Source organism: Rhodococcus sp. NPDC049939 (assembly GCF_040656415.1).
Classification (GTDB): Bacteria; Actinomycetota; Actinomycetes; order Mycobacteriales; family Mycobacteriaceae; genus Rhodococcus_F.
Window position 1 is genome coordinate 182,962 of sequence record NZ_JBFAMC010000002.1, and the last position, 18,907, is coordinate 201,868.

Sequence of the window (18,907 nt, forward strand, 5' to 3'; positions counted from 1 at the left end):
GAATTCCACTCCTGCTTCATGTGTGGCAGCATCGCGGTGGCTGGGTCCGTGATCCGTCGCTAGACTTGCACGGTGAGTTCGGACCTGGCTGCCCGCCTGCTGCGCCGGACGGTGCGGGCGACTGCGGTGGTCGGATTACTGGCCACCGCGCTGACGCCTTCCGCAACCGCGAAGAATTCTGCTCCACCGTTGCAACCGATCGTCGAGGCAGTCTCGCTGCGACTGGCGACCGCGGACGTAGTGGCGACGGCGAAGTGGGGGACACTGTCGCCGATCGACGATCCGGCGCGCGAAGTCGAAGTTCTGGATCGGATGTCCGAGACAGCGTTGAACGAGGGTCTGAATCCGGAGTGGGTGCAGCAGATATTCCGGGACCAGATCGAGGCCAGCAAGGTAGTCCAGCACTCGTTGTTCGCCGTTTGGGGCGCAGAACCCGAATTGGCGCCGACGGTCCGACCCGATCTTTCTCAGGTCCGTCCGATCATTGATGAGCAGGATGAGGTGATCCTCGCTCAGTTGCGTGAACAGCAGACACTGCTGAAAAGTCCCGACTGCATTCCGGCACTAGCCGACGCAACCATTGCAGTGTCCGAAGATCAGCATCTCGATGCGCTGCATCAGGTCGCCTTGGCGCGCGCCCTGTGGTCGATCTGCAGCCCTGCCGGCTAGTGCCAAGCGAGACCTTCCAGGTAACCGGTCATGCAATGAACGTTCCGATCGCCGGATTGTTTTGGCAGATCGGGCCGCTGCCTAAGTTGATCGAACCGAATCCGGTTGCTATGACGTTTCCGACGCCCGTATCCACGGTCGCGGACAGGTTGGGGTAGACACCGGCGAGATCGACTATCCCCGAACGACCGGTATCGGTGTTGAGCCATGCAACAGTGACCTGCGCTGCGGCCGGAATCGGCGCTGCGGCCGGAAACGACTCGAAGCGAATTTCTCCCTTGGCGATAGGCGGTGAGGCCTCTGGCCCCGACTGTCCGGTAAGACCCGTCAATGACATCAGGCTGCCCTGGTTCGGACACCCGATGGTGAGGGCGACACCACCGAAAGGGTGAGGCGGATCGGCGCCTGCGTTTCCGGCACTCATCACGGTGGTAGCAGCGATCGCAATTGTGACGGCAGCGATACGACGGACAAGGCGGGACGGGGTCATCTCTTGCTCCTCGGAACGGGTGTTTGCGCGTTTGGACATCCGGCTTTGGGATACCCCGGTCACGAACTACGAAACGAGTACAGCAGAGCAACTGGGCATCATGGCGGCGTCAGGCATTGTTGCCGGTCAGACGCCGTGCCGCCGCCAGGACTTGTGCTGCGGGCGGGTAGTCACCGAGGGTGCGTCCACGGTGAAGCAGGCGCACCGTGCGGTCGACATCGATGATGGCCAGGCCGGGCGCTTGGAGCGGATGGTCAGTGATGCGGCCCTGCCTGGCACGGCGCGCTGCGGAGAGGTACTTCCACCAGGTGCGTGGGTTGAGCATCATCCACCAGTGGATTCGATGTACGTCCAAGGCGGCATACAGAGTGTGGTCGGGGTCCAACAACAGGGGATATCCGATTCCGTGTTCCATCAGGTGACGGGCTTGATAGTCGGCAGCCCCGCCGACGGCCGCGACGCGTACCCCGGCGGCCTCGAAGTCCCGTCGAAGTCCCTCGAGTTCGTGGAGGAACGCCCTGCACGGCATGCAACCGTAGTACCGGACCAGGGGCATGACGATCGGGGTATCGAGGAGAGAATCGAACTCGACGCGCGCCCCCTCGGCGTCGTAGAGAGTGATCGGGCCGACGCGGTCACCGATTCCCGTCAGCTGTTTCATGTCGTGTCGGTCCTTTCGGTATTGGGAACCCGGACTGGCCTTCCCACGCGATCGGAGTCGGGTGCATCGACCGCACAACCCCTGGCCGAGGCAGAGCCTGGTCCTCGACAAAATCGTTTACAGGCTAACCATTTTCAATGACCACTGCGGAGTCAGCTGCGACGTACCGAAGGATTCCCTCCAAGCGTGAGCCGATCTGGCAACTCTTCGCAACGGTACTTCGTGGACCGCCGCGATGTCGTCGCGACACCGGCTGTGACTTCTTGTGAATTCAAGTGACGTGATGATTGCGGGTGTTAACGTCATTCTCAGCGGAAGTTCGGTCTGAACTAGGGGGGTCCCTAATGCAGAGCGTCGAAGCAACAGCGTCGAATACCGGGAAGGTCGGTGCGCTGTCGGCACCGCGCCATTCGAAATCTCTTGCAACACTTGCTCTGCTCGCGGTCGCACTATTGTTCTGGGGTCCGGGTGTCGCGGGCGCCGTGCCTGCCGCGGTGCCTCAGAATCCGTGGATGTCTCCCAACCCGTGGAACAACATTCACAACGACGCGGCGTTCACTGACTCGTACAGTATGCCGGGGCCCGCCGGCTCGCCGAGTGTCGACGTGCAGACGTTCTCGCAGTACACCTTTCAAGATCCCGATACCGGTCAGCAGATTACGGCAAACACTGGCGAGTGCCCTGCTCACACCTATGACACTGATGGAAATCTACAGACCGTCTGCGGTGGCTATCCAAACCCGTTCACCAACGATTTCGTCCGCAGCATTATCACGATCGACCCGAACGGCAACCTGCTTGCCTACAAGAGTTTCGTGGTTCCATTCACAAACATCCAGGCAGCGCTCACGGAGTTCGGCGGCATCGGGTACTTCTATCAGGACAACGAACATCGCGTGGTCATGGGAATGCCCAACGGACATATCGTCGCCTGGGAACGGCAGCCTTCTCCGGTCAGCGAGGTCGATCGGTACGTCATGGCGCGCGACATCAATGTGACGGGCAGTGGCGGTCCGCTGGACGGAGAGAACTTCTACGCTTTGGTTCCGAACGATCGGGGCTACATCTGGTTCACCACATCGGAGGGGTCGGTGGGCACAGTTGCACCGGAACCTTGCGCGACTGACTGCATCAAGTCTCTGAACGTCAACCACTTCAACGACGGAACGATTCAAGAGCGGATCTCCGAGTCGCACCCCGTGGCCGGGCGGTCTACCTTCCAGCAGACTGACCACTTCATGTATCGGTTCGACATGGCGTCGGACGGTAGCCCGGAGATCGCCTGGAAAGCACCCTATGATCGCGGCACCGGGCAGAAACCGGGCCAAACCAGTTGGGGCTCAGGTACTTCACCGTCATTCTTCAAGATCGGGGACCGGGAGTTCGTGACGATCTTCGACAACGGTGTCACACCCAACATCGTGGTATACCGCGCGGAGAAGTATCTGCGGCCCGGGGAGGAGCGGATCTTGGCGCAGGCCGCGCCGTTCGGTGACCGCACCGACATCAGCGATGAGAATTCCGAGATCGTGATGCCCGGCTCTACACCGGACAGCATCCGCATCTATGCGGAGAACAATTGGGGAAATGAAAGCGTCTTGTCCACCGCAGGTCCGCTGACAACGGCGGGCGGTTTCGGTGGCATCGAAGTCTGGAGCGATGGGCGCGTGGAGGTTCTACCGGCCAACCACACGATCAGCGTGCCTTCAGTCGTTTCGAAGGGCAACATCGCCGACAATTCCATCATCACTTACGAGAAGCGAGTGGACGGTTGGTACTTGACCGCGCTGGATGCGGCGGACCTTCGCCAAGTGCTGTGGTCGGCCTGGGTCGGCGGCGGCGAACCTCGATTCAACAATTGGTACGCACAGCTGTCGCTGGCGCCTGGTGGCGACTACTACTACATCGGGACCTTGACTGGGGTCACGAAAGTCACTCCGAGATAGCCGTTTCCCGAATCGCTTCTATCACGAACCTCTAGGTCGAGTAGGTAGTTCGAGTGCGTCTACGTTTCCTCACTCGACGCGGATCGCTCCGCGTCCTTCTCGAGGTCGCGGAGGTTCGGGGGAGCGTCCGCCACGCGTGGCTGCTCCCGGCAGCGGCGCCTGACTACCAGCGCGCCACCCAAGACAGCGACGCCGGCGAGAATGACGATCGCGATACGTCGACCCTTGCGCGACTTCTTCTGCTCGGTGGGTTCAGCTGCCGAGGCCAGCGGCTGTATCGCAGCCGAGGCCAGAGGATGCATCGCATCCGGTCCTGCCTTCGAGACCTGCGAGGTTCGGACGCACTCATAGCCCTTCTTGGCCAATGACGCTCCCTGACGGCCGAGGAACAGGCTGAGTCGACCGGTACCACGTGCCGCCGCCAGTGCTGCTGACCGTGCGAGGTGTCGCGTGCGGTCTACCGACTCCGACTCCCGGACTCGGGAGGCTGAATCCGAGACGTGGGCCAGAGCAGCCTCGACTCCTTCGGATACCTGCGACTGCACGGCCTCGGCACGCTCGGTGGAAAGCAAGTTCGTGAGGGACTCCGTCGCTCGTGTCATCCTCCCACTTTGTCACACTGGCCAAGCCACCGAAGTGGGACCAGGAACCGATGCGAAGCTCCCGTCGATGCCGACGGAACCACCGGCAACTACTAAATGGCAACATGGTGGTGTGACTTCACCTCATCAGACCGCAACCGCAACACTGCACACCAACCGCGGCGATATCAAGCTCGCACTGTTCGGCAATCACGCCCCCAAGACGGTCGAGAACTTTGTCGGCCTCGCCGATGGTTCGAAGGCTTATAGCACCGCCAATGCAGGTGGCACCAACTCCGGCCCCTTCTACGACGGTGCCATATTCCACCGCGTCATCAATGGATTCATGATTCAGGGTGGCGATCCGACTGGCACGGGATCAGGTGGACCGGGCTACCAGTTCGGAGACGAGTTCCACCCGGAACTGCAGTTCGATCGCGCCTACCTGCTGGCGATGGCCAACGCAGGCCCCGGCACGAACGGTTCGCAGTTCTTCATCACCACTGGCCCCACGCCGCACCTCAACCGTAGGCACACTATTTTCGGGGAGGTCATCGACGAAGATTCCAAGAAGGTCGTCGACGCCATTTCATCCACAGCCACCGATCGCGCGGACCGTCCGCTCGAGCCGGTCGTGATCAAGAGCGTTTCGATCGCGTAAGGAACCGCAGCATATGACCAACCCCGGCTGGGGCGGCGCCGCGAATGAAGGCCCTCCGCCTCAGCCGCGTTGCGTCCGGCATCCTGATCGTCCTACCGCACTGTCGTGCAATCGGTGCCATCGGCCTGCGTGCCCCGAGTGTCTGCGTGAAGCCGCTGTCGGCTATCAGTGCGTCGACTGTGTGGCAGCAGGGAAACGTGACGTCCGGCCAGTCCGCAATGTCGCCGGTGCTGTCGTATCTACGCAGCGGCCGACACCGTGGGTGACCTATGCGCTCATGGCAGTCAATGTGGCGATATTTCTCATCACGGCTGCCCAGTCCCGAAGCATCATGCAGAACTATGCGGGGTCGGCGCTTTTCCAGGACTGGGCCCTGTACCCGCCCTTGGTCGCCGATGGGCAGCTCGCCCGGATTGTCGGTAGCGGCTTCCTGCACTTCGGTCTGATCCACATAGCCGTCAACATGTTCGCGCTGTGGATCATCGGCCGGGATACCGAATTGGTCCTGGGGCATACGCGGTATTTCTTGGTCTATCTCGCATCGATCCTCGGTGGTTCCGCCTCTGTGATGCTGTTCCAGATCAATGCGGTTACCGCTGGCGCGTCCGGCGCGGTATTCGGGCTGATGGGTGCGCAGGCGATCATCCTTCTCCGGTTGCGTCACAGTCCGGCCCCGGTCATAACCGTGATCGCCATCAACGTGTTCATCAGCATCACGATCCCCGGCATCTCGTTGTGGGGCCACCTCGGTGGTCTGTTCACCGGTGCTGCCGCGACCGCGGGAATTCTCTACGGTCCCCAACTGCTGGGTGCAACGAACAACAGGGAAAAGGCCGTCACCGTCGGCTGGGTATGTCTCGGCGTCGTCGTGCTCGTGACTCTGGCAATCATCGCGATGAGAATCCTGCAGTTGCGGGCTAGCCTCGGCTACTGATTCCGACCTACGAGGTTGTGTACCGAGAGGGCATCGAACACATCCTCGGGGTTGGTACCCAGATCCCACCGACTGAAGATGAGGAGGCGTTCGTCACCGTCCCCGGTGCGAACGTCTATCTCGAGCATGGGCACTCGGCGCCCGAACCGCGGATAGCGAACGATGCGGGCTCGGTCGATGTCGGATCGGGCGTACGCACGGCGACCAGTCAGGCGGTTGACGACAATGCCTCCAGCCTCCTTGTCCACAGCCAGTCGCGGCCGTCGTTTGCCGGCCGCTGCCGCAGCGAGGAGCAGTCCGAGAGCGGCTATCGAGACGAGTGCGCGACCTGCGGGATCGGCCGACATCACCAGCCCCATGACGCCCAGCGCCACGCCTCCTGCCGCAAGAGCGACGACGGCCCCGAGGGGCGTCGCCCACTCCAGTCGCGCTTCATCAACAGACACGACTACCCGCCATCCGGTTGTCCACAGGTGTTGTTAACAATGGGGATGAATGACACATGTGTAATTGCAAGGCTGTACGTCGGTGCGATTGCGACCCCCCGCATCGGGCTGATTGCGACGCCCCGCGCCGACCTGATTGCGACGCCCCGCGCCGACCTGATTGCGACGCCCCGCGCCGACCGGATTGCGACGCCCCGCGCCGGTGCACATGAGTGGTCAACGCCACCGCATCGTCATGATCAGGCCGACCACCATGAAGCCGAATCCGATGAGGAAGTTGTAGGCGCCTAGGGCGTTCAACCAGTCGAGTTGCTCGGCGGCCAGGTAGTAGACGAGCAGCCATAGCAAGCCGATCAGCATGAGTCCGAGCATCACCGCGATGTACATGGGGCTCGAGGGCCCCGCCTTCGGCCGCCCAGAAGTGCGACTCGCGGGATTGATCGTGTAGTCGGTCTTTTTTCGTACCTTCGATTTCGGCATGATGTCCTCGTTCGTGCGATTCAAAATGAATGTGGGCAGGTAGATTCCAAATACCTGCGTGGGTACACGCTAACGTAGGTGCGAATCGCTGCGCGAGGACGAGGGGATGGAACGCCGGTGACGAGATCCATCTCTTGGAGGATCGCTGTGCTCGGGGTGTGTCTCGTGGCCGGATTTCTGGTGTCCACCACAGGGGTAGCGTCGCACGGCAGCGAAATTCGTGCCGGCGACTCCACCCGCCTGTCCGATCTGGTGCGCAACGCACAAGCGAAGATCGAGATGGCCGCCGATACTCGGGATCAACTCGCGGCCGACGTCGAATCACTTCAGGAGGAGGCTGCCGCGACGGACACCGGAGTCGCCGCGACTCTCGCCGACACGAAGGCGATCGCTGCAGACGCTGGACTCACTCCGATGACGGGGCCGGGAGTCACCGTCACCCTCACCGATGCCTCGCGTGATGCTGACGGTAAGTACCCGGTCGATGCAACTCCGGACGATCTCGTCGTCCATCAGCAGGACGTCCAGAGCGTACTGAACGCGTTGTGGCTGGGCGGTGCTGAGGCGATCAGCATGCAGGACCAGAGGATCGTCAACACGTCGGCGCCGCGCTGCGTCGGCAACACACTGTTGCTTCACGGCCGCACCTACAGCCCCCCGTACGTGATGTCGGCGATCGGTGATCCCACGAGGCTTTCCGCGGCGCTCGCGAAGGAGCCCGGCATTCAGATTTTCAAGCAGTACGCGGTCCGTTTCGGACTCGGATATACGGAAGTCGCGTCCGACCGGTTGAGCGTGCCCGGCTACGCAGGCTGAATCGCCGGGTGCCCGGCCGCAGGCCACGCTGTAGCGGCAGAATACGCTGGCCTCATGAAGATTCTCGTCGTCGACAACTACGACAGCTTCGTATTCAACCTCGTCCAGTACCTCGGACAGTTGGGGACAGGGGTGGTGGTCTGGCGCAACGACGATCCGAATCTCACTGGATCGGCCGCAATCGCTGCCGCCGCGAGCGATTTCGACGGCATTCTGCTCAGCCCTGGTCCGGGTACCCCTCAGCGCGCCGGTGCAACGATTGACCTGGTCAAGGCATCAGCCGAGGCGAAGACACCGCTGCTTGGGGTATGCCTGGGACATCAGGCGATCGGCGCCGCATTCGGCGCGACCGTCGACCGGGCGCCCGAACTGCTACACGGAAAGACCAGCATCGTCCACCACGACGATGGCGGTGTGCTGGCGGGACTCCCAGACCCCTTCACTGCAACGCGGTACCACTCGCTGACCGTGCTCGAGGACACCATCCCGGACGAGCTCGAGGTCACGGCGCATACGGACAGCGGCGTCGTCATGGCGATGCAGCACCGTGAACTCCCGATTCACGGAGTCCAGTTCCATCCGGAGTCCGTTCTCACCGAGGGTGGGCATCGGGTGCTCGCCAACTGGCTCGCTGTTTGTGGCGACGCCCCGGCGGAGTCTCTCGTGGCTTCTCTCGAAGCCGAGGTGGTACGCGCGTTGGGTGAATAAGCGCCGGTGAGTGATCGACGATTGTGCGGACTTCGATCGACCACTCACCGACAGTGCGATTCCCTATCTGGGGATGCCCAGGGTTCCGACTTCGATCGAGACCACGCTGGTCTTGGTGATCTCCGATCCCGGCGGCTGTTGCTGGCTCATGATCCTGCCGACCATGTCTGGATCGAGTGTGGCCCTCTGAGACTGGTCCAGTGAACTCGACGATCCGGTCCACCCGGCGCCGCGCAACAATGCGAGCGCTTGCGACACTGTCTTCCCGGTCAGATCGGGCATCTGGATGTTGTTGCCATTCGAGACGTTGATCGTGATGGTGTCACCCTTGTCGGCAGTCGATCCTCCGGCCGGGTCGGTGGAGATCACCTGGCCTTCCGGTGCTCCGGAGTCGACGTTCTCGATCGTCACCTCGAAACCGGCTGCCTCGATGTTCTCTTGGGCGACGTCCACGGTCTGACCCGTGACATCAGGAACACGCACCTGCTCGGGACCGCTTCCCAAGGTGATCGTGACCTCGGAGTCGAGCGCGATGCTCGAACCCGACGACGGCTGTTGCGTGATCACCTTGTCGATGTCCGACTCGTCCGACGGCGCGCGTTGGATGGAGCTGTCGAGCCGCAAACCGACCGCGTTCAGCTCCTGCTGTGCCTCCTGCTGGTTAAGACCGGCAAGCCGGGGGATCGTCACCTGCTCGGGGCCTGAAGACACCTCGAGGGTTACGGTGCTGCCCCTGTCCACCTCGACACCCGCGAGTGGTCGAGTGCTGATGACATTGCCGGCTGCCACCACGGCATCGGGCTTCTGCTGCTGGGTAACCTGGAAACCTTCGTTCTGCAGTCTGGTAGCGGCGTCGTCGGCGCTCTGGTTCGTGACATCCGGCAGCGTGACCTGGCCTACCCCGGATCCCAATCCCAGGGCGGTCCACAAAAACGCGGTGACGATACCGATCACGATGAGTGCGGCCACCGCCATCAATGCCAGCAGGATCGGATTTCGCTTCCGACCCGGTTGGTCGTCCGGTTCGTCTGCCGGAGGCTCGACGGGTGGCGGCGAAGCATAATGCTTGGGCCCGCTGCCGACCGCCCCGAGGAGTTCGGTGCGGTCCTCGGGGCTCATCACCATCGGCGCGCTCGGGCGCTGCCCACTCAGGACCCGGACCAGGTCACTGCGCATGTCGGCAGCGGTCTGGTACCGGTTGGCCGGGTTCTTGCTCATGGCTTTGAGGATTACGGAATCCAGCTCATGCGGAACGTCCGGGTTTATTTCCGACGGTGTCCGCGGATCCTCGCGCACGTGCTGATACGCGACCGCGACCGGCGAGTCGCCCTTGAACGGCGGCTGGCCGGTGAGGATCTCGAACAGCACGCACCCGAGGGAGTACACGTCGGACCTTGCGTCGACCTGTTCTCCGCGCGCCTGCTCCGGCGACAGGTACTGGGCGGTACCGATGACCGCGGCAGTCTGCGTCATCGGGCTGGACGCATCGGATATCGCGCGCGCGATCCCGAAGTCCATCACCTTCACCGCGCCCGCACGGTTGATCATCACGTTGGCGGGCTTCACATCACGGTGCACGATGCCGTTGCGGTGACTGAAGTCCAGTGCCGCGCACACGTCCGAGATGACTTCCATCGCCTGCCGCGGCGACATGGTGCCGTCTCTGCGCACGATGTCTCGCAGCGTCTCGCCGTCGACGTACTCCATGACGATGTACGGCAAGGGGCCTGCGTCGGTTTCCGCCTCGCCGGTGTCGTAGACGGCCACGATTGCCGGGTGGTTGAGTGCCGCAGCGTTCTGGGCCTCGCGGCGGAACCGCAAGTAAAACGTGGGGTCGCGGGCGAGATCGGCCCGCAAGACCTTGATCGCCACGTCACGGCTGAGCCGGACGTCTCGGGCGAGATGGACCTCGGACATGCCACCGAAGCCGAGAATCTCACCCAGTTCGTAGCGTGCGGAGAGGTTACGCGGTGTGGTCATGGCTGTCCTTGTTGGGTCGGAGTCTCTTCTTCCTCCGACGTGGTCGTCGTGAGTTCTGGCTCGGTGGTGGTGGGTTCTGGCTCGGTGGTGGTGGGTTCTGGTTCTGTGGTGAGTTCTGGTTCGGTGGTCAGTTGCGGCTCGGTGGTGGTGAGTTCTGGTTCGGTGGGAGGTGGTGGTTCGATTGGAATTTGTGGTTCGGTGGTCAGTTGTGGTGGCTCGGTGGTGATCGGGGGTGCCTGCTCGTATGTGAAGATCGTGGTCTCCGGTTGTGTCGCCGTGATTGTCGGAAGTGACGACGTCACCGCGGGCACCGTCGAACCATTCGTACCACCCTCACCGAACAGGACGAGCGCGACACCAATGATTGCCGCCAACAAGATCAGGCCACCAGCCCCCCAGGCCACCGCCATCTGACCACTGGTCAAGCCGCTACGTGCGCCTTCTTCGTTTTCGGCGCTGTCCTCAGGGGGCACCGGTCCGGTGACCGGACCCACGTACGCGGTCTGCGCCTCCGGTTTCACCGGGGCGGGTCCCGCCGCCGGTGTCATCTGTGTGGTTCCCACTACAGGCGGAGGCAGTACTCGGGACGCCCCGCTCGTTCCGCTGGGGGGCGGTGGACGTCGACCGGCCCGGACCGCTGCAACCGCCTCGGCGAAATCTCCGCCACTGGCGTAGCGCACGGCTGGATCCTTCGCGATGGCGATGTCGATGAGTTCGCGGATGTTCGCAGGCAGGTCCTTCGGCAACGGTGCCGGAGCCTCCTGTACGTGCTTCATCGCGACGGTGATCGCGCCGTCGCCGAGGAAGGGACGATGCCCCGACAGCGCCTCGTAGCCGACTATCCCGAGCGCGTAGACGTCGCTGGCCGCGGTCGCATCCTGCCCCAGCGCCTGTTCGGGGGCTATGTATTGGGCCGTACCCATAACCATTCCGGTGCGGGTGATCGGTGAACTCTCCACAGCTTTCGCAATGCCGAAATCGGTGATCTTCACCTGTCCCGTGGGCGTGATCAGGATATTGCCCGGTTTCACGTCGCGGTGTACCACACCTGCGTCGTGCGCCACCTGCAATGCCCGTCCGGTCTGTTCGAGCATGTCCAGTGCGTGCTGAATCGTGAGTCGTCCCACACGGGCGAGAACGGCGTTCAGCGGTTCACCGGTCACAAGCTCCATCACCAGGTAGGCGGTGGACTCGCCGCTGGTGTCGCTCACCTCTCCGTAGTCGTAGACCCCGGCGATACCAGAGTGGTTCAACTGCGCGGTGAGGCGCGCCTCGGAACGAAAACGCTCCAGAAATTCCGGATCCGAGGAGAACTCGGATTTCAGTACTTTCACCGCGACATGACGGTTGAGTCGGTTGTCGTTCGCTTCCCAGACCTGTCCCATTCCGCCGGTAGCGATGAGTCGGATCAGACGATATCGATCGGCAATCAGGGCGCCGTTGGTCAGTGCCATGGTCAGCTCCCCTGAAGTCCGGCTGCGATGACGGCACGTCCGATCGGTGCGGCTACCGAGCCTCCGGTTGCCGCCAGTGAACGATCTCCACCGTCTTCGACGATGACTGCGATGGCCACGCTCGGGTTCTCGGCGGGAGCGAACGCGATGTACCAGGCGTGCGGCGGCGTGTTCCTCGGATCGGTCCCGTGTTCAGCTGTGCCTGTCTTGGAGGCGATCTGCACGCCGGGGATCTTGCCCTCGCCGGTGGTGTCGTTCTCGGAGCCGATCATCAGGCTGGTCAGGGTGTCTGCAATCTGCGGCGACATCGCCTGGCCTTCGGACACAGGGTTGGTGGTGGCGAGATTGGAAAGGTCTGGAGCCTGTAGGTCGGATACCAGTTGCGGTTGCATCCGAACTCCACCGTTCGCGACAGTCGCTGCGATCATCGCGTTCTGAAGGGGGGTGAGCGCGACGTCACGCTGGCCGATGCTGCTCTGGCCGAGTGCTGCGTCGTCAGGGATCGTCCCGATAGTGCTGTCCGCGACCGGGAACGGTACGCCGGGCATTGGTCCGCCTATGCCGAACGCGCTGGCCTGGTCACGGATCGCGTCCGCCCCGGTTTCGATACCCAGTTCGGCGAACGCCGTGTTGCAGGACCGTGCGAACGCCTCACGCATCGACGCGGTCGGTGCGGCGCCGCACGCCTCGCCTCCATAGTTCTCGAGGGTTGTCGAAGTACCGGGAAGTGTGATCTCGGGGGCTGCGGTCAGTTGGGTGTCGGGAGTGGTTCCGGTGGCCAGTGCTGCTGCAGCCACGACGACCTTGAAGGTGGAACCAGGAGGATATGTCTGCGACACCGCTCGGTTGAGCAGGGGTTCGTTCGGATCTTCGTTCAGACTCTCCCAGGCCTGGGTGGTCTGGGTACCGTCGTGGCCGGACAGCGTATTGGGGTCGTAGCTCGGGGTGCTGACCATTGCGAGGATGTGACCGGTGCTCGGTTCGATCGCCACGACCGAACCGGTGTAGCCCTTCGCCGTCAATTGGTCGTACGCCACTTGCTGCATGACCGGGTTGATGGTGGTCACAACGTTGCCACCACGCGGGTCACGCCCCGCGACGAGGTCGAAGAATCGCCGTCCGAACAGGCGGCTGTCGGAACCATTGAGAACCTGGTCCTCGGCCCGCTCGAGTCCAGTGCTGCCGTACTGCATCGAATAGAAACCGGTGACCGGCGCATTCGCCAGAGGACTCGATGGCGCGCCCGGGGCGGCGGGGTAGGTACGCAGGTACTTGTAGCGGTCGGTGGTAGGAACGGACACAGCCAGCACTTGACCGTTGGCCGAGATCTGTCCACGTTGACGCGAGTATTCGTCGAGCAGCACACGTGAGTTGCGCGGATCGGCACGCAGGTCGTCTGCTTTGATGACCTGGACGTATGTGGCGTTGGCGAGGAGGGCAACGACCATCATCATCACGGCGATTGCGACGCGGCGCAGAGGTGTGTTCATGAGCGCGGCATCATCTCGGTCTGGGCGTCGGCGATGGGTGCGGGGCCTTTCTTCTTCGGTGCGGCCGGCTCACGTGCAGCGTCGGAAATCTTGATCAAGATTGCGAGCAAGAGGTAGTTGGCGAGTAGCGATGATCCGCCGTACGACATGAACGGTGTCGTCAAACCGGTGAGTGGGATCAGCTTGGTGACACCGCCGACTACCACGAACACCTGGACAGCGATTGTGAACGACAGGCCTGCCGCGAGGAGTTTCCCGAAGCTGTCGCGCACCGCCAACGCGGTACGCAATCCGCGGATGACCAGTACCAGGAAGAGCATCAGTACTGCGGCGAGACCGATCAGTCCAAGCTCTTCGCCGATCGTGGCGACGATGAAGTCGGTCTTGGCGAACGGAACCTGCGACGGCCTGCCCCCGCCGAGTCCCGTGCCGGCGACACCGCCGGTCGCCAAACCGAACAACGACTGCGAGATCTGGTAGCCGGTGTCGTTGTAGTCGGCCAACGGGTCGAGCCAGGTGCTCACGCGAACGCGGACGTGGCCGAACAATTGGTAGGCGAAGAAGAAGCCGATCGCAAGAAGCCCCACGCCGATAAGCAGCCACCCGACACGTTCGGTGGCGATGTACAGCATCACCAGTACGGTGCTGAACAACAGCAGCGACGTTCCGAGTTCCTTTTCCAGTACGAGCACGCCTACCGAGACCACCCAGGCGACGATGATCGGACCGAGGTCGCGTGCCCGGGGCAGGTCGACGCCGAACACGTGCTTGCCGGCGGTGGTGAACAGGTCTCGCTTCGCGACCAGGATCGAGGCGAAGAAGATGATCAGCAGGATCTTCGAGAACTCGACAGGTTGGATGCTGAATCCGGGGAGCCGGATCCAGATCTTCGCTCCGTTGACTTCGGAGAGACTTGCGGGCAGAAATGCAGGAATCGCGAGGAACACCAGCCCTGCAAGACCCAGCGTGTAGCTGTAGCGGGCCAGAAGGCGGTAATCCTTCAACAGCAGCAGTACGGCCACGAATCCTGCGATGGCCAGCGTGGTCCACAGGACCTGCTGGTTGGCGTCCGGCGACGGGGTGGGGAGGCCGAAGTAGGCGGCCGACTGCTCGTCGGCAAGATCGAGCCGGTGGATCAGGACCAGACCCAGCCCGTTGAGTAGCGCGACGATCGGAAGGATCAGCGGGTCTGCGTACGGCGCGAAACGGCGCACTGCAAGATGCGCGATCAAGAACAGTGCGGTGTAGGCGACGCCGTACTTGGAGAGGTCCCAGCTCAGGTTCTGGTCCTGGCTGACCTCGACCAGCACCAGCGATATCGTCGTGATCAGGATCGCGAAAACGATCAGGATCAGTTCAGTGTTGCGCCGGGTCGGTTGGGCGGGAGCAGGCGCGAACCCGCCAGGCGGGCTGGGAAACTGGGCTCCCGATGAAGGACTGGCAACCGACATCAGTTGGCCGTCCTGCAGTTTTGGCCGGGAATTTGGGGCATGGTAGGCACCGGTGTCTCGGCGGGTGGTGCGGGTATCTCCTCCGTCGGTGCGGGAATGTCCTGCACAGGTATCTGCGGCCCCTCGGCAGGTGGTGCCGGTTCGGCCGGTTCTGCAGGCAGTGCTGGTTCGGCCGGTTCCGCGGGTGGTGCTGGTTCGGCCGGTTCCGCGGGTGGTGCGGGTTCGGCCGGTTCCGCAGGCTGTGCCGGTTCCGCTGGTGCCGCGGGTTCCGAGTTGGTCGGTGAAACGTTGGAGGGTTCCGGCTCACAGACCGGAAGAAGGTCGTTCTCGACGAGCCGCACCATCTGGTTTCGCGCCTCTTCGAGGTTGCCTGAAGGGAGTCCGGCGCGGACTTGCTCGCGCGCGGAAGGGCGGAGGTCGTTGACCTCGAGAATGGTGCAACCGCTCATTGTTTGGTTGGGCGACATCAACCTCAGTGCTCCAGTGTCGCTGACGCAGCCGAGGAGATTGGCCTCCTGAAGCGAGTAACCCAATACCGAACCGGGAATCCCACGTAGCACGGTGACGCGCTCACTGTCGGAGCCGACATAGTAGTTGTTGCGGATCAGAGCCTGCCCGACGAAGAGGCCTGCCACGACCACGGCGATGAGACCGAGCGAGATGGCGGCCCATCTGACGCGGTGTCGCTTCTTGGCCGGCCGTTCCGCGGGCTGCCCGACCACACGTTTCGGAGTTGCACGTGGCGGCCGCATCGCGGCGGCTCGTCCGGCGGCAGTATTGGGCGGAGGGGCGTCCTCCTCGTCATCGGTCGATGCCGCACCCCCCACGATGGGGTGGATCTGCCCGTAATCGAGGTCGATGACATCTGCGACGACGACCGTGACATTGTCCGGACCACCGCTGCGAAGAGCGAGTTCGATGAGCCGGTCCGCGCATTCATCCTGAGAACTCTCACGCATGGTGTTCTCGATGGTCTCGTCGCTGACTACGTCTGACAGCCCGTCGGAACACAGCAGGTAGCGGTCGCCTGCGCGTGCCTCGCGGACGGTCAGCGTCGGCTCGATCTCATTGCCTGTGAGCGCACGCATGATGAGAGAGCGCTGAGGGTGCGTGTGAGCCTGTTCGGCTGTAATCCGTCCCTCGTCGACGAGTGACTGGACGAAGGTGTCGTCCCGGGTGATTTGGGTGAGGGAATCGTCACGCAACAGATAGGCGCGTGAGTCACCGATGTGAACGAGCCCGAGTTTGTTACCCGAGAACAGAATTGCCGTGAGCGTGGTACCCATCCCGTCGAGTTCGGGATCTTCCTCGACGTGGTCGGCAATCGAGTCGTTGCCTTCGCGGGTGGCAGCTTCCAACTTGCCCAGGAGATCTTCGCCGGGTTCGTCGTCATCGAGATGCGCCAAGGCGGCGATCATCAACTGTGATGCAACTTCACCGGCCGCGTGCCCGCCCATGCCGTCCGCGAGTGCGAGGAGGCGGGCGCCGGCGTAAACGGAATCTTCGTTGTTGGAACGAACGAGGCCGCGGTCACTACGTGCGGCATATCGGAGTACCAGGGTCACGGGCGCAACTCGATTACCGTTTTGCCGACTCGAACGGGAGTACCGAGCGGCACGCGGACGGATGTGGTGACCTTGGCACGATCCAGGTAGGTGCCGTTGGTCGAGCCGAGGTCTTCGACGTACCAGTCGGCCCCCCGTGGCGAGAGCCGAGCGTGGCGAGTGGAGGCGTAGTCGTCGGTGAGGACCAGGGTGGAGTCGTCGGCGCGGCCGATCAGGACGGGCTGGGTGCCGAGAGTGATACGGGTGCCTGCCAGGCTTCCCTGAGTAACCACCAGATACTTGGCGGTCTTCGTCCTGCCGAGGGATGGCAAGACGGTGCTGCTGCGAGAGTACCGAGGCGGTACCCGTACGCCGGAGCCTGCATAGATATCGCTACGCAATGTCCGCAGAACCGCCCATACGAACAGCCACAGCAGAAGCAGGAAGCCTGCTCGCGTCAGTTGAAGAATCAAACCTTGCACGGCAGTCCACCTCCTTCCATCTATCCATGGCCGGAACATCCACGGTTCCCGGGTCAATTTCTCGCAGCATCATAGGGGCAACCCGTACCCTGCGATCAGGATACGGGCAGCCCACAACGATACTGAGTCGGCACTGGGTTACGGGCGACTCAGCCTCTGACGCGATGTCGGTCGAGTATCGAAGCTGTCTCGGTTGTGTCTCGATCGGTAAGCAATGCGCTGATCCGAGTGGCGTCTCCGGTCGGGCTGACCTCAGACCATTCGGTGCGCCTGCCTCAAAGTATTCGAACCAGAATCTCCGAATGACCTGCTCGGATGATGTCTCCGTCGGCGAGTTGCCAGTCCTGGACGGGCGCACCGTTGACCGTGGTTCCGTTGGTGGAGCCGAGGTCGGAAAGCATCGCGACCCGTCCATCCCAGCGGATGTCGATGTGGCGACGTGACACGCCAGTGTCGGGGAGGCGGAATTGCGCCTCCTGGCCGCGACCGATGATGTTGTTTCCCTCTCGCAACTGGAAGTGCCGACCGCTGCCATCCTCGAGCTGCAACGTCGCAGTGAACGTCTGGCTCCCGGCCGGCGGGTATGGCTGTTGGTAGCCCTGCTGGTCGTAGTCGGCGTAGCCCTGCTGGTCGTAGCCCTGTTGGTAGCTCTGCTGGTCGTAGTCGGCGTAGCCCTGTTGGTCGTAGCCCTGTTGGTCGTAGCCCTGTTGGTAGCTCTGCTGGTCGTAGTCGGCGTAGCCCTGTTGGTCGTAGCCCTGTTGGTAGCCGCCCTGGTCGTAACTCTGCGGCTGCTGGTAGCCGCCGTCGGCGTAAGACCCATCGGGGTAGCGGGCGGGGGCCGCTTGCTGGTCGTAACCGCCTTGGTAGTCCTGCTGGTAGCCGGCGTCGCGGTATCCGCTGTCCGCGTGCTGGTCGTAGCCCTGTTGGTCGTAGCCGGGTTGCTGCCCGTATGCGGGTTGCTCGTACCCGCGGCCAGGTGGGCCCTGGTCGTACGCCTGGCCGTAGGCCTGCTCCTGCGGGTGCGCACCACGGTCGTAGCCGTTCTGGTAGCCCTGAGGGGACCGCTGGTCCTGACCGGGGTGGGCGTGACCGTTGCGCGCGTCCTGTGGGTCCGGCTTGCGGTTGCCCGCCGGTTCGCGGCTGGGGTCGTAGCCTGAATTCTGCGTCATGGGGCCAGCTCCTGGATTCGACGTGACGGGTACAGATGGTGTCGGTGGTCGCTGCACGCGACCACCTTGCGGTTCGGGTTGTGCGGACTTGGTCCCACTAGGCCGCCCTGCGTCGGGATCCACCCAACTTCGCGTGCGGAACTGCCCGGTGTGCAGCGACGACGACGGTTCGAACGCGACACGGACAGTGCCATAAGTTTGCCAGCCCTGCTCGCGAATGAAGTCCTCGAGGTGCCGGGAGAAAGCCTTGACTGTGAGATCTGCGTCACCGGCCAATTCGCCGTAGTCGGAGTTGTTGATTGTGATGACGTAGATATTGGGGGCGAGTAGATGGCCACCCTCCAACTGCTGGACCTGGTCGGAGGCTTCCTGCTGGAGTGAGGCTTCCACCTCGTGTGGCACGACACTGCCGCCGAAGACCCTGGCGAACGCATCGCCGATGGCGCCTTGGAGCTTCCGCTCGAAGCGCTGAACAATTCCCATCGAGTAGAACCTCCTTCCGGTGCCATGGCGTTGCTCGTATCGAAGACATGCCTGTATAGGTCTATATATCGGTGTATGGCGGACGGCTCCGCCTGGTCACACTGTCGTGTCGTGACAACGCCGTGCGTGTTTCCCACGGTACTGTCATTACGACCTGGCACGACACCGGTCCGCGCAACAGCATGATATCGGTCTTCGTCCGGATGGGTATGGTCATGGCCTTTCGGGGGTCTGAACTTTACGAATCGTACTTCTCGCCGATGCCGTGATAATGTTTTCGCGTCGCTCGGGCGAGTGGCGGAATGGCAGACGCGCTGGCTTCAGGTGCCAGTGTCCTTCGGGACGTGGGGGTTCAAGTCCCCCTTCGCCCACCAGTTGTGATTCTTCACGACCTCGAAGCCACGAACTCGACAGAGTTCGTGGCTTTCGTGCTTGGCGGACCGGGCCGTCACGGTCGGGCTG

19 protein-coding genes and 1 tRNA gene are annotated in these 18,907 nt (G+C 62.8%); 8 read left to right on the plus strand and 12 right to left on the minus strand.

Annotated features, from left to right (window positions below; all coding sequences use genetic code 11):
• Positions 1-72: 72 nt before the first annotated feature.
• Positions 73-669: a chorismate mutase gene (locus AB0I57_RS10200; protein WP_358333797.1), complete on the plus strand. Its 597-nt coding sequence runs from the start codon at positions 73-75 to the stop codon at positions 667-669.
• A gap of 28 nt (positions 670-697) precedes the next feature.
• Here the strand turns inward: AB0I57_RS10200 and AB0I57_RS10205 are convergent, their stop codons facing one another.
• Together AB0I57_RS10205 and AB0I57_RS10210 are read right to left on the minus strand one after the other, a co-directional pair.
• Positions 698-1,159: a hypothetical protein gene (locus AB0I57_RS10205; RefSeq protein ID WP_358333799.1), complete on the minus strand. Its 462-nt coding sequence runs from the start codon at positions 1,157-1,159 to the stop codon at positions 698-700.
• Between the two features lie 109 nt (positions 1,160-1,268).
• Entirely contained in the window at positions 1,269-1,820 is a 552-nt protein-coding gene (locus tag AB0I57_RS10210) for a redoxin domain-containing protein (protein WP_358333802.1), read from the minus strand.
• A 344-nt stretch (positions 1,821-2,164) separates the two neighbouring features.
• Between AB0I57_RS10210 and AB0I57_RS10215 the strand changes: the two genes are divergently transcribed.
• Entirely contained in the window at positions 2,165-3,766 is a 1,602-nt protein-coding gene (locus AB0I57_RS10215) for a hypothetical protein (protein WP_358333805.1), read from the plus strand.
• Positions 3,767-3,825: 59 nt separating this feature from the next.
• Here the strand turns inward: AB0I57_RS10215 and AB0I57_RS10220 are convergent, their stop codons facing one another.
• A complete protein-coding gene (locus tag AB0I57_RS10220; RefSeq protein WP_358333808.1) occupies positions 3,826-4,368 on the minus strand; it encodes a hypothetical protein in 543 nt (180 codons plus the stop codon).
• 112 nt (positions 4,369-4,480) lie between these two features.
• Between AB0I57_RS10220 and AB0I57_RS10225 the strand changes: the two genes are divergently transcribed.
• The 3 genes from AB0I57_RS10225 to AB0I57_RS10235 are packed head-to-tail and all read left to right on the plus strand — an operon-like array spanning position 4,481 to position 5,942.
• A complete protein-coding gene (locus AB0I57_RS10225; RefSeq protein ID WP_358333811.1) occupies positions 4,481-5,008 on the plus strand; it encodes a peptidylprolyl isomerase in 528 nt (175 codons plus the stop codon).
• A 44-nt stretch (positions 5,009-5,052) separates the two neighbouring features.
• Positions 5,053-5,274 carry a hypothetical protein gene (locus tag AB0I57_RS10230; protein ID WP_358334942.1) on the plus strand — a complete coding sequence of 74 codons (222 nt, stop codon included), beginning with the start codon at positions 5,053-5,055 and terminating at the stop codon, positions 5,272-5,274.
• Positions 5,190-5,942: a rhomboid family intramembrane serine protease gene (locus AB0I57_RS10235; RefSeq protein WP_358333814.1), complete on the plus strand. Its 753-nt coding sequence runs from the start codon at positions 5,190-5,192 to the stop codon at positions 5,940-5,942. The genes AB0I57_RS10230 and AB0I57_RS10235 overlap by 85 nt, the downstream gene beginning before the upstream one ends.
• Here the strand turns inward: AB0I57_RS10235 and AB0I57_RS10240 are convergent.
• Positions 5,936-6,388, minus strand: coding sequence for a PH domain-containing protein (locus tag AB0I57_RS10240; RefSeq protein WP_358333817.1), 453 nt, complete (start codon positions 6,386-6,388; stop codon positions 5,936-5,938). The two genes, AB0I57_RS10235 and AB0I57_RS10240, sit on opposite strands and share 7 nt — an antisense overlap.
• Before the next feature lie 216 nt (positions 6,389-6,604).
• Positions 6,605-6,868 carry a cell division protein CrgA gene (gene crgA, locus AB0I57_RS10245; protein WP_358333820.1) on the minus strand — a complete coding sequence of 88 codons (264 nt, stop codon included), beginning with the start codon at positions 6,866-6,868 and terminating at the stop codon, positions 6,605-6,607.
• A 117-nt stretch (positions 6,869-6,985) separates the two neighbouring features.
• Here crgA and AB0I57_RS10250 point away from each other — a divergent pair, with 117 nt between their 5' ends.
• Positions 6,986-7,684: a DUF881 domain-containing protein gene (locus AB0I57_RS10250; RefSeq protein ID WP_358333823.1), complete on the plus strand. Its 699-nt coding sequence runs from the start codon at positions 6,986-6,988 to the stop codon at positions 7,682-7,684.
• Positions 7,685-7,738: 54 nt separating this feature from the next.
• Positions 7,739-8,392: an aminodeoxychorismate/anthranilate synthase component II gene (locus AB0I57_RS10255; protein WP_358333826.1), complete on the plus strand. Its 654-nt coding sequence runs from the start codon at positions 7,739-7,741 to the stop codon at positions 8,390-8,392.
• 63 nt (positions 8,393-8,455) lie between these two features.
• On the opposite strand, the gene pknB is transcribed toward AB0I57_RS10255, so the two are convergent.
• The 7 genes from pknB to AB0I57_RS10290 all read right to left on the minus strand — a co-directional run bounded on the left by pknB (position 8,456) and on the right by AB0I57_RS10290 (position 18,445).
• Complete coding sequence (pknB, locus tag AB0I57_RS10260) at positions 8,456-10,372, minus strand: Stk1 family PASTA domain-containing Ser/Thr kinase (RefSeq protein WP_358333828.1); 1,917 nt, start codon at positions 10,370-10,372, stop codon at positions 8,456-8,458.
• Positions 10,369-11,826, minus strand: a complete 1,458-nt coding sequence (locus AB0I57_RS10265) for a protein kinase (RefSeq protein ID WP_358333831.1) — start codon at positions 11,824-11,826, stop codon at positions 10,369-10,371. The genes pknB and AB0I57_RS10265 overlap by 4 nt, the downstream gene beginning before the upstream one ends.
• A 2-nt stretch (positions 11,827-11,828) precedes the next feature.
• A complete protein-coding gene (locus tag AB0I57_RS10270; protein WP_358333834.1) occupies positions 11,829-13,316 on the minus strand; it encodes a penicillin-binding protein 2 in 1,488 nt (495 codons plus the stop codon).
• Entirely contained in the window at positions 13,313-14,767 is a 1,455-nt protein-coding gene (locus AB0I57_RS10275; protein WP_358333837.1) for an FtsW/RodA/SpoVE family cell cycle protein, read from the minus strand. Before AB0I57_RS10275 ends, AB0I57_RS10270 begins: the two co-directional genes overlap by 4 nt.
• Positions 14,767-16,332 carry a protein phosphatase 2C domain-containing protein gene (locus tag AB0I57_RS10280; protein ID WP_358333840.1) on the minus strand — a complete coding sequence of 522 codons (1,566 nt, stop codon included), beginning with the start codon at positions 16,330-16,332 and terminating at the stop codon, positions 14,767-14,769. The genes AB0I57_RS10275 and AB0I57_RS10280 overlap by 1 nt, the downstream gene beginning before the upstream one ends.
• The gene (locus AB0I57_RS10285) at positions 16,329-16,793 is read right to left on the minus strand and encodes an FHA domain-containing protein (protein WP_358333843.1); all 465 of its coding nucleotides are present in this window, start codon (positions 16,791-16,793) and stop codon (positions 16,329-16,331) included. Before AB0I57_RS10285 ends, AB0I57_RS10280 begins: the two co-directional genes overlap by 4 nt.
• A gap of 275 nt (positions 16,794-17,068) precedes the next feature.
• On the minus strand, positions 17,069-18,445 hold the full coding sequence (locus AB0I57_RS10290) for an FhaA domain-containing protein (protein ID WP_358333846.1): 1,377 nt from the start codon (positions 18,443-18,445) through the stop codon (positions 17,069-17,071).
• 288 nt (positions 18,446-18,733) lie between these two features.
• Between AB0I57_RS10290 and AB0I57_RS10295 the strand changes: the two genes are divergently transcribed.
• Positions 18,734-18,819 (plus strand) — tRNA-Leu (locus tag AB0I57_RS10295).
• The last annotated feature ends 88 nt before the right edge of the window (positions 18,820-18,907 follow it).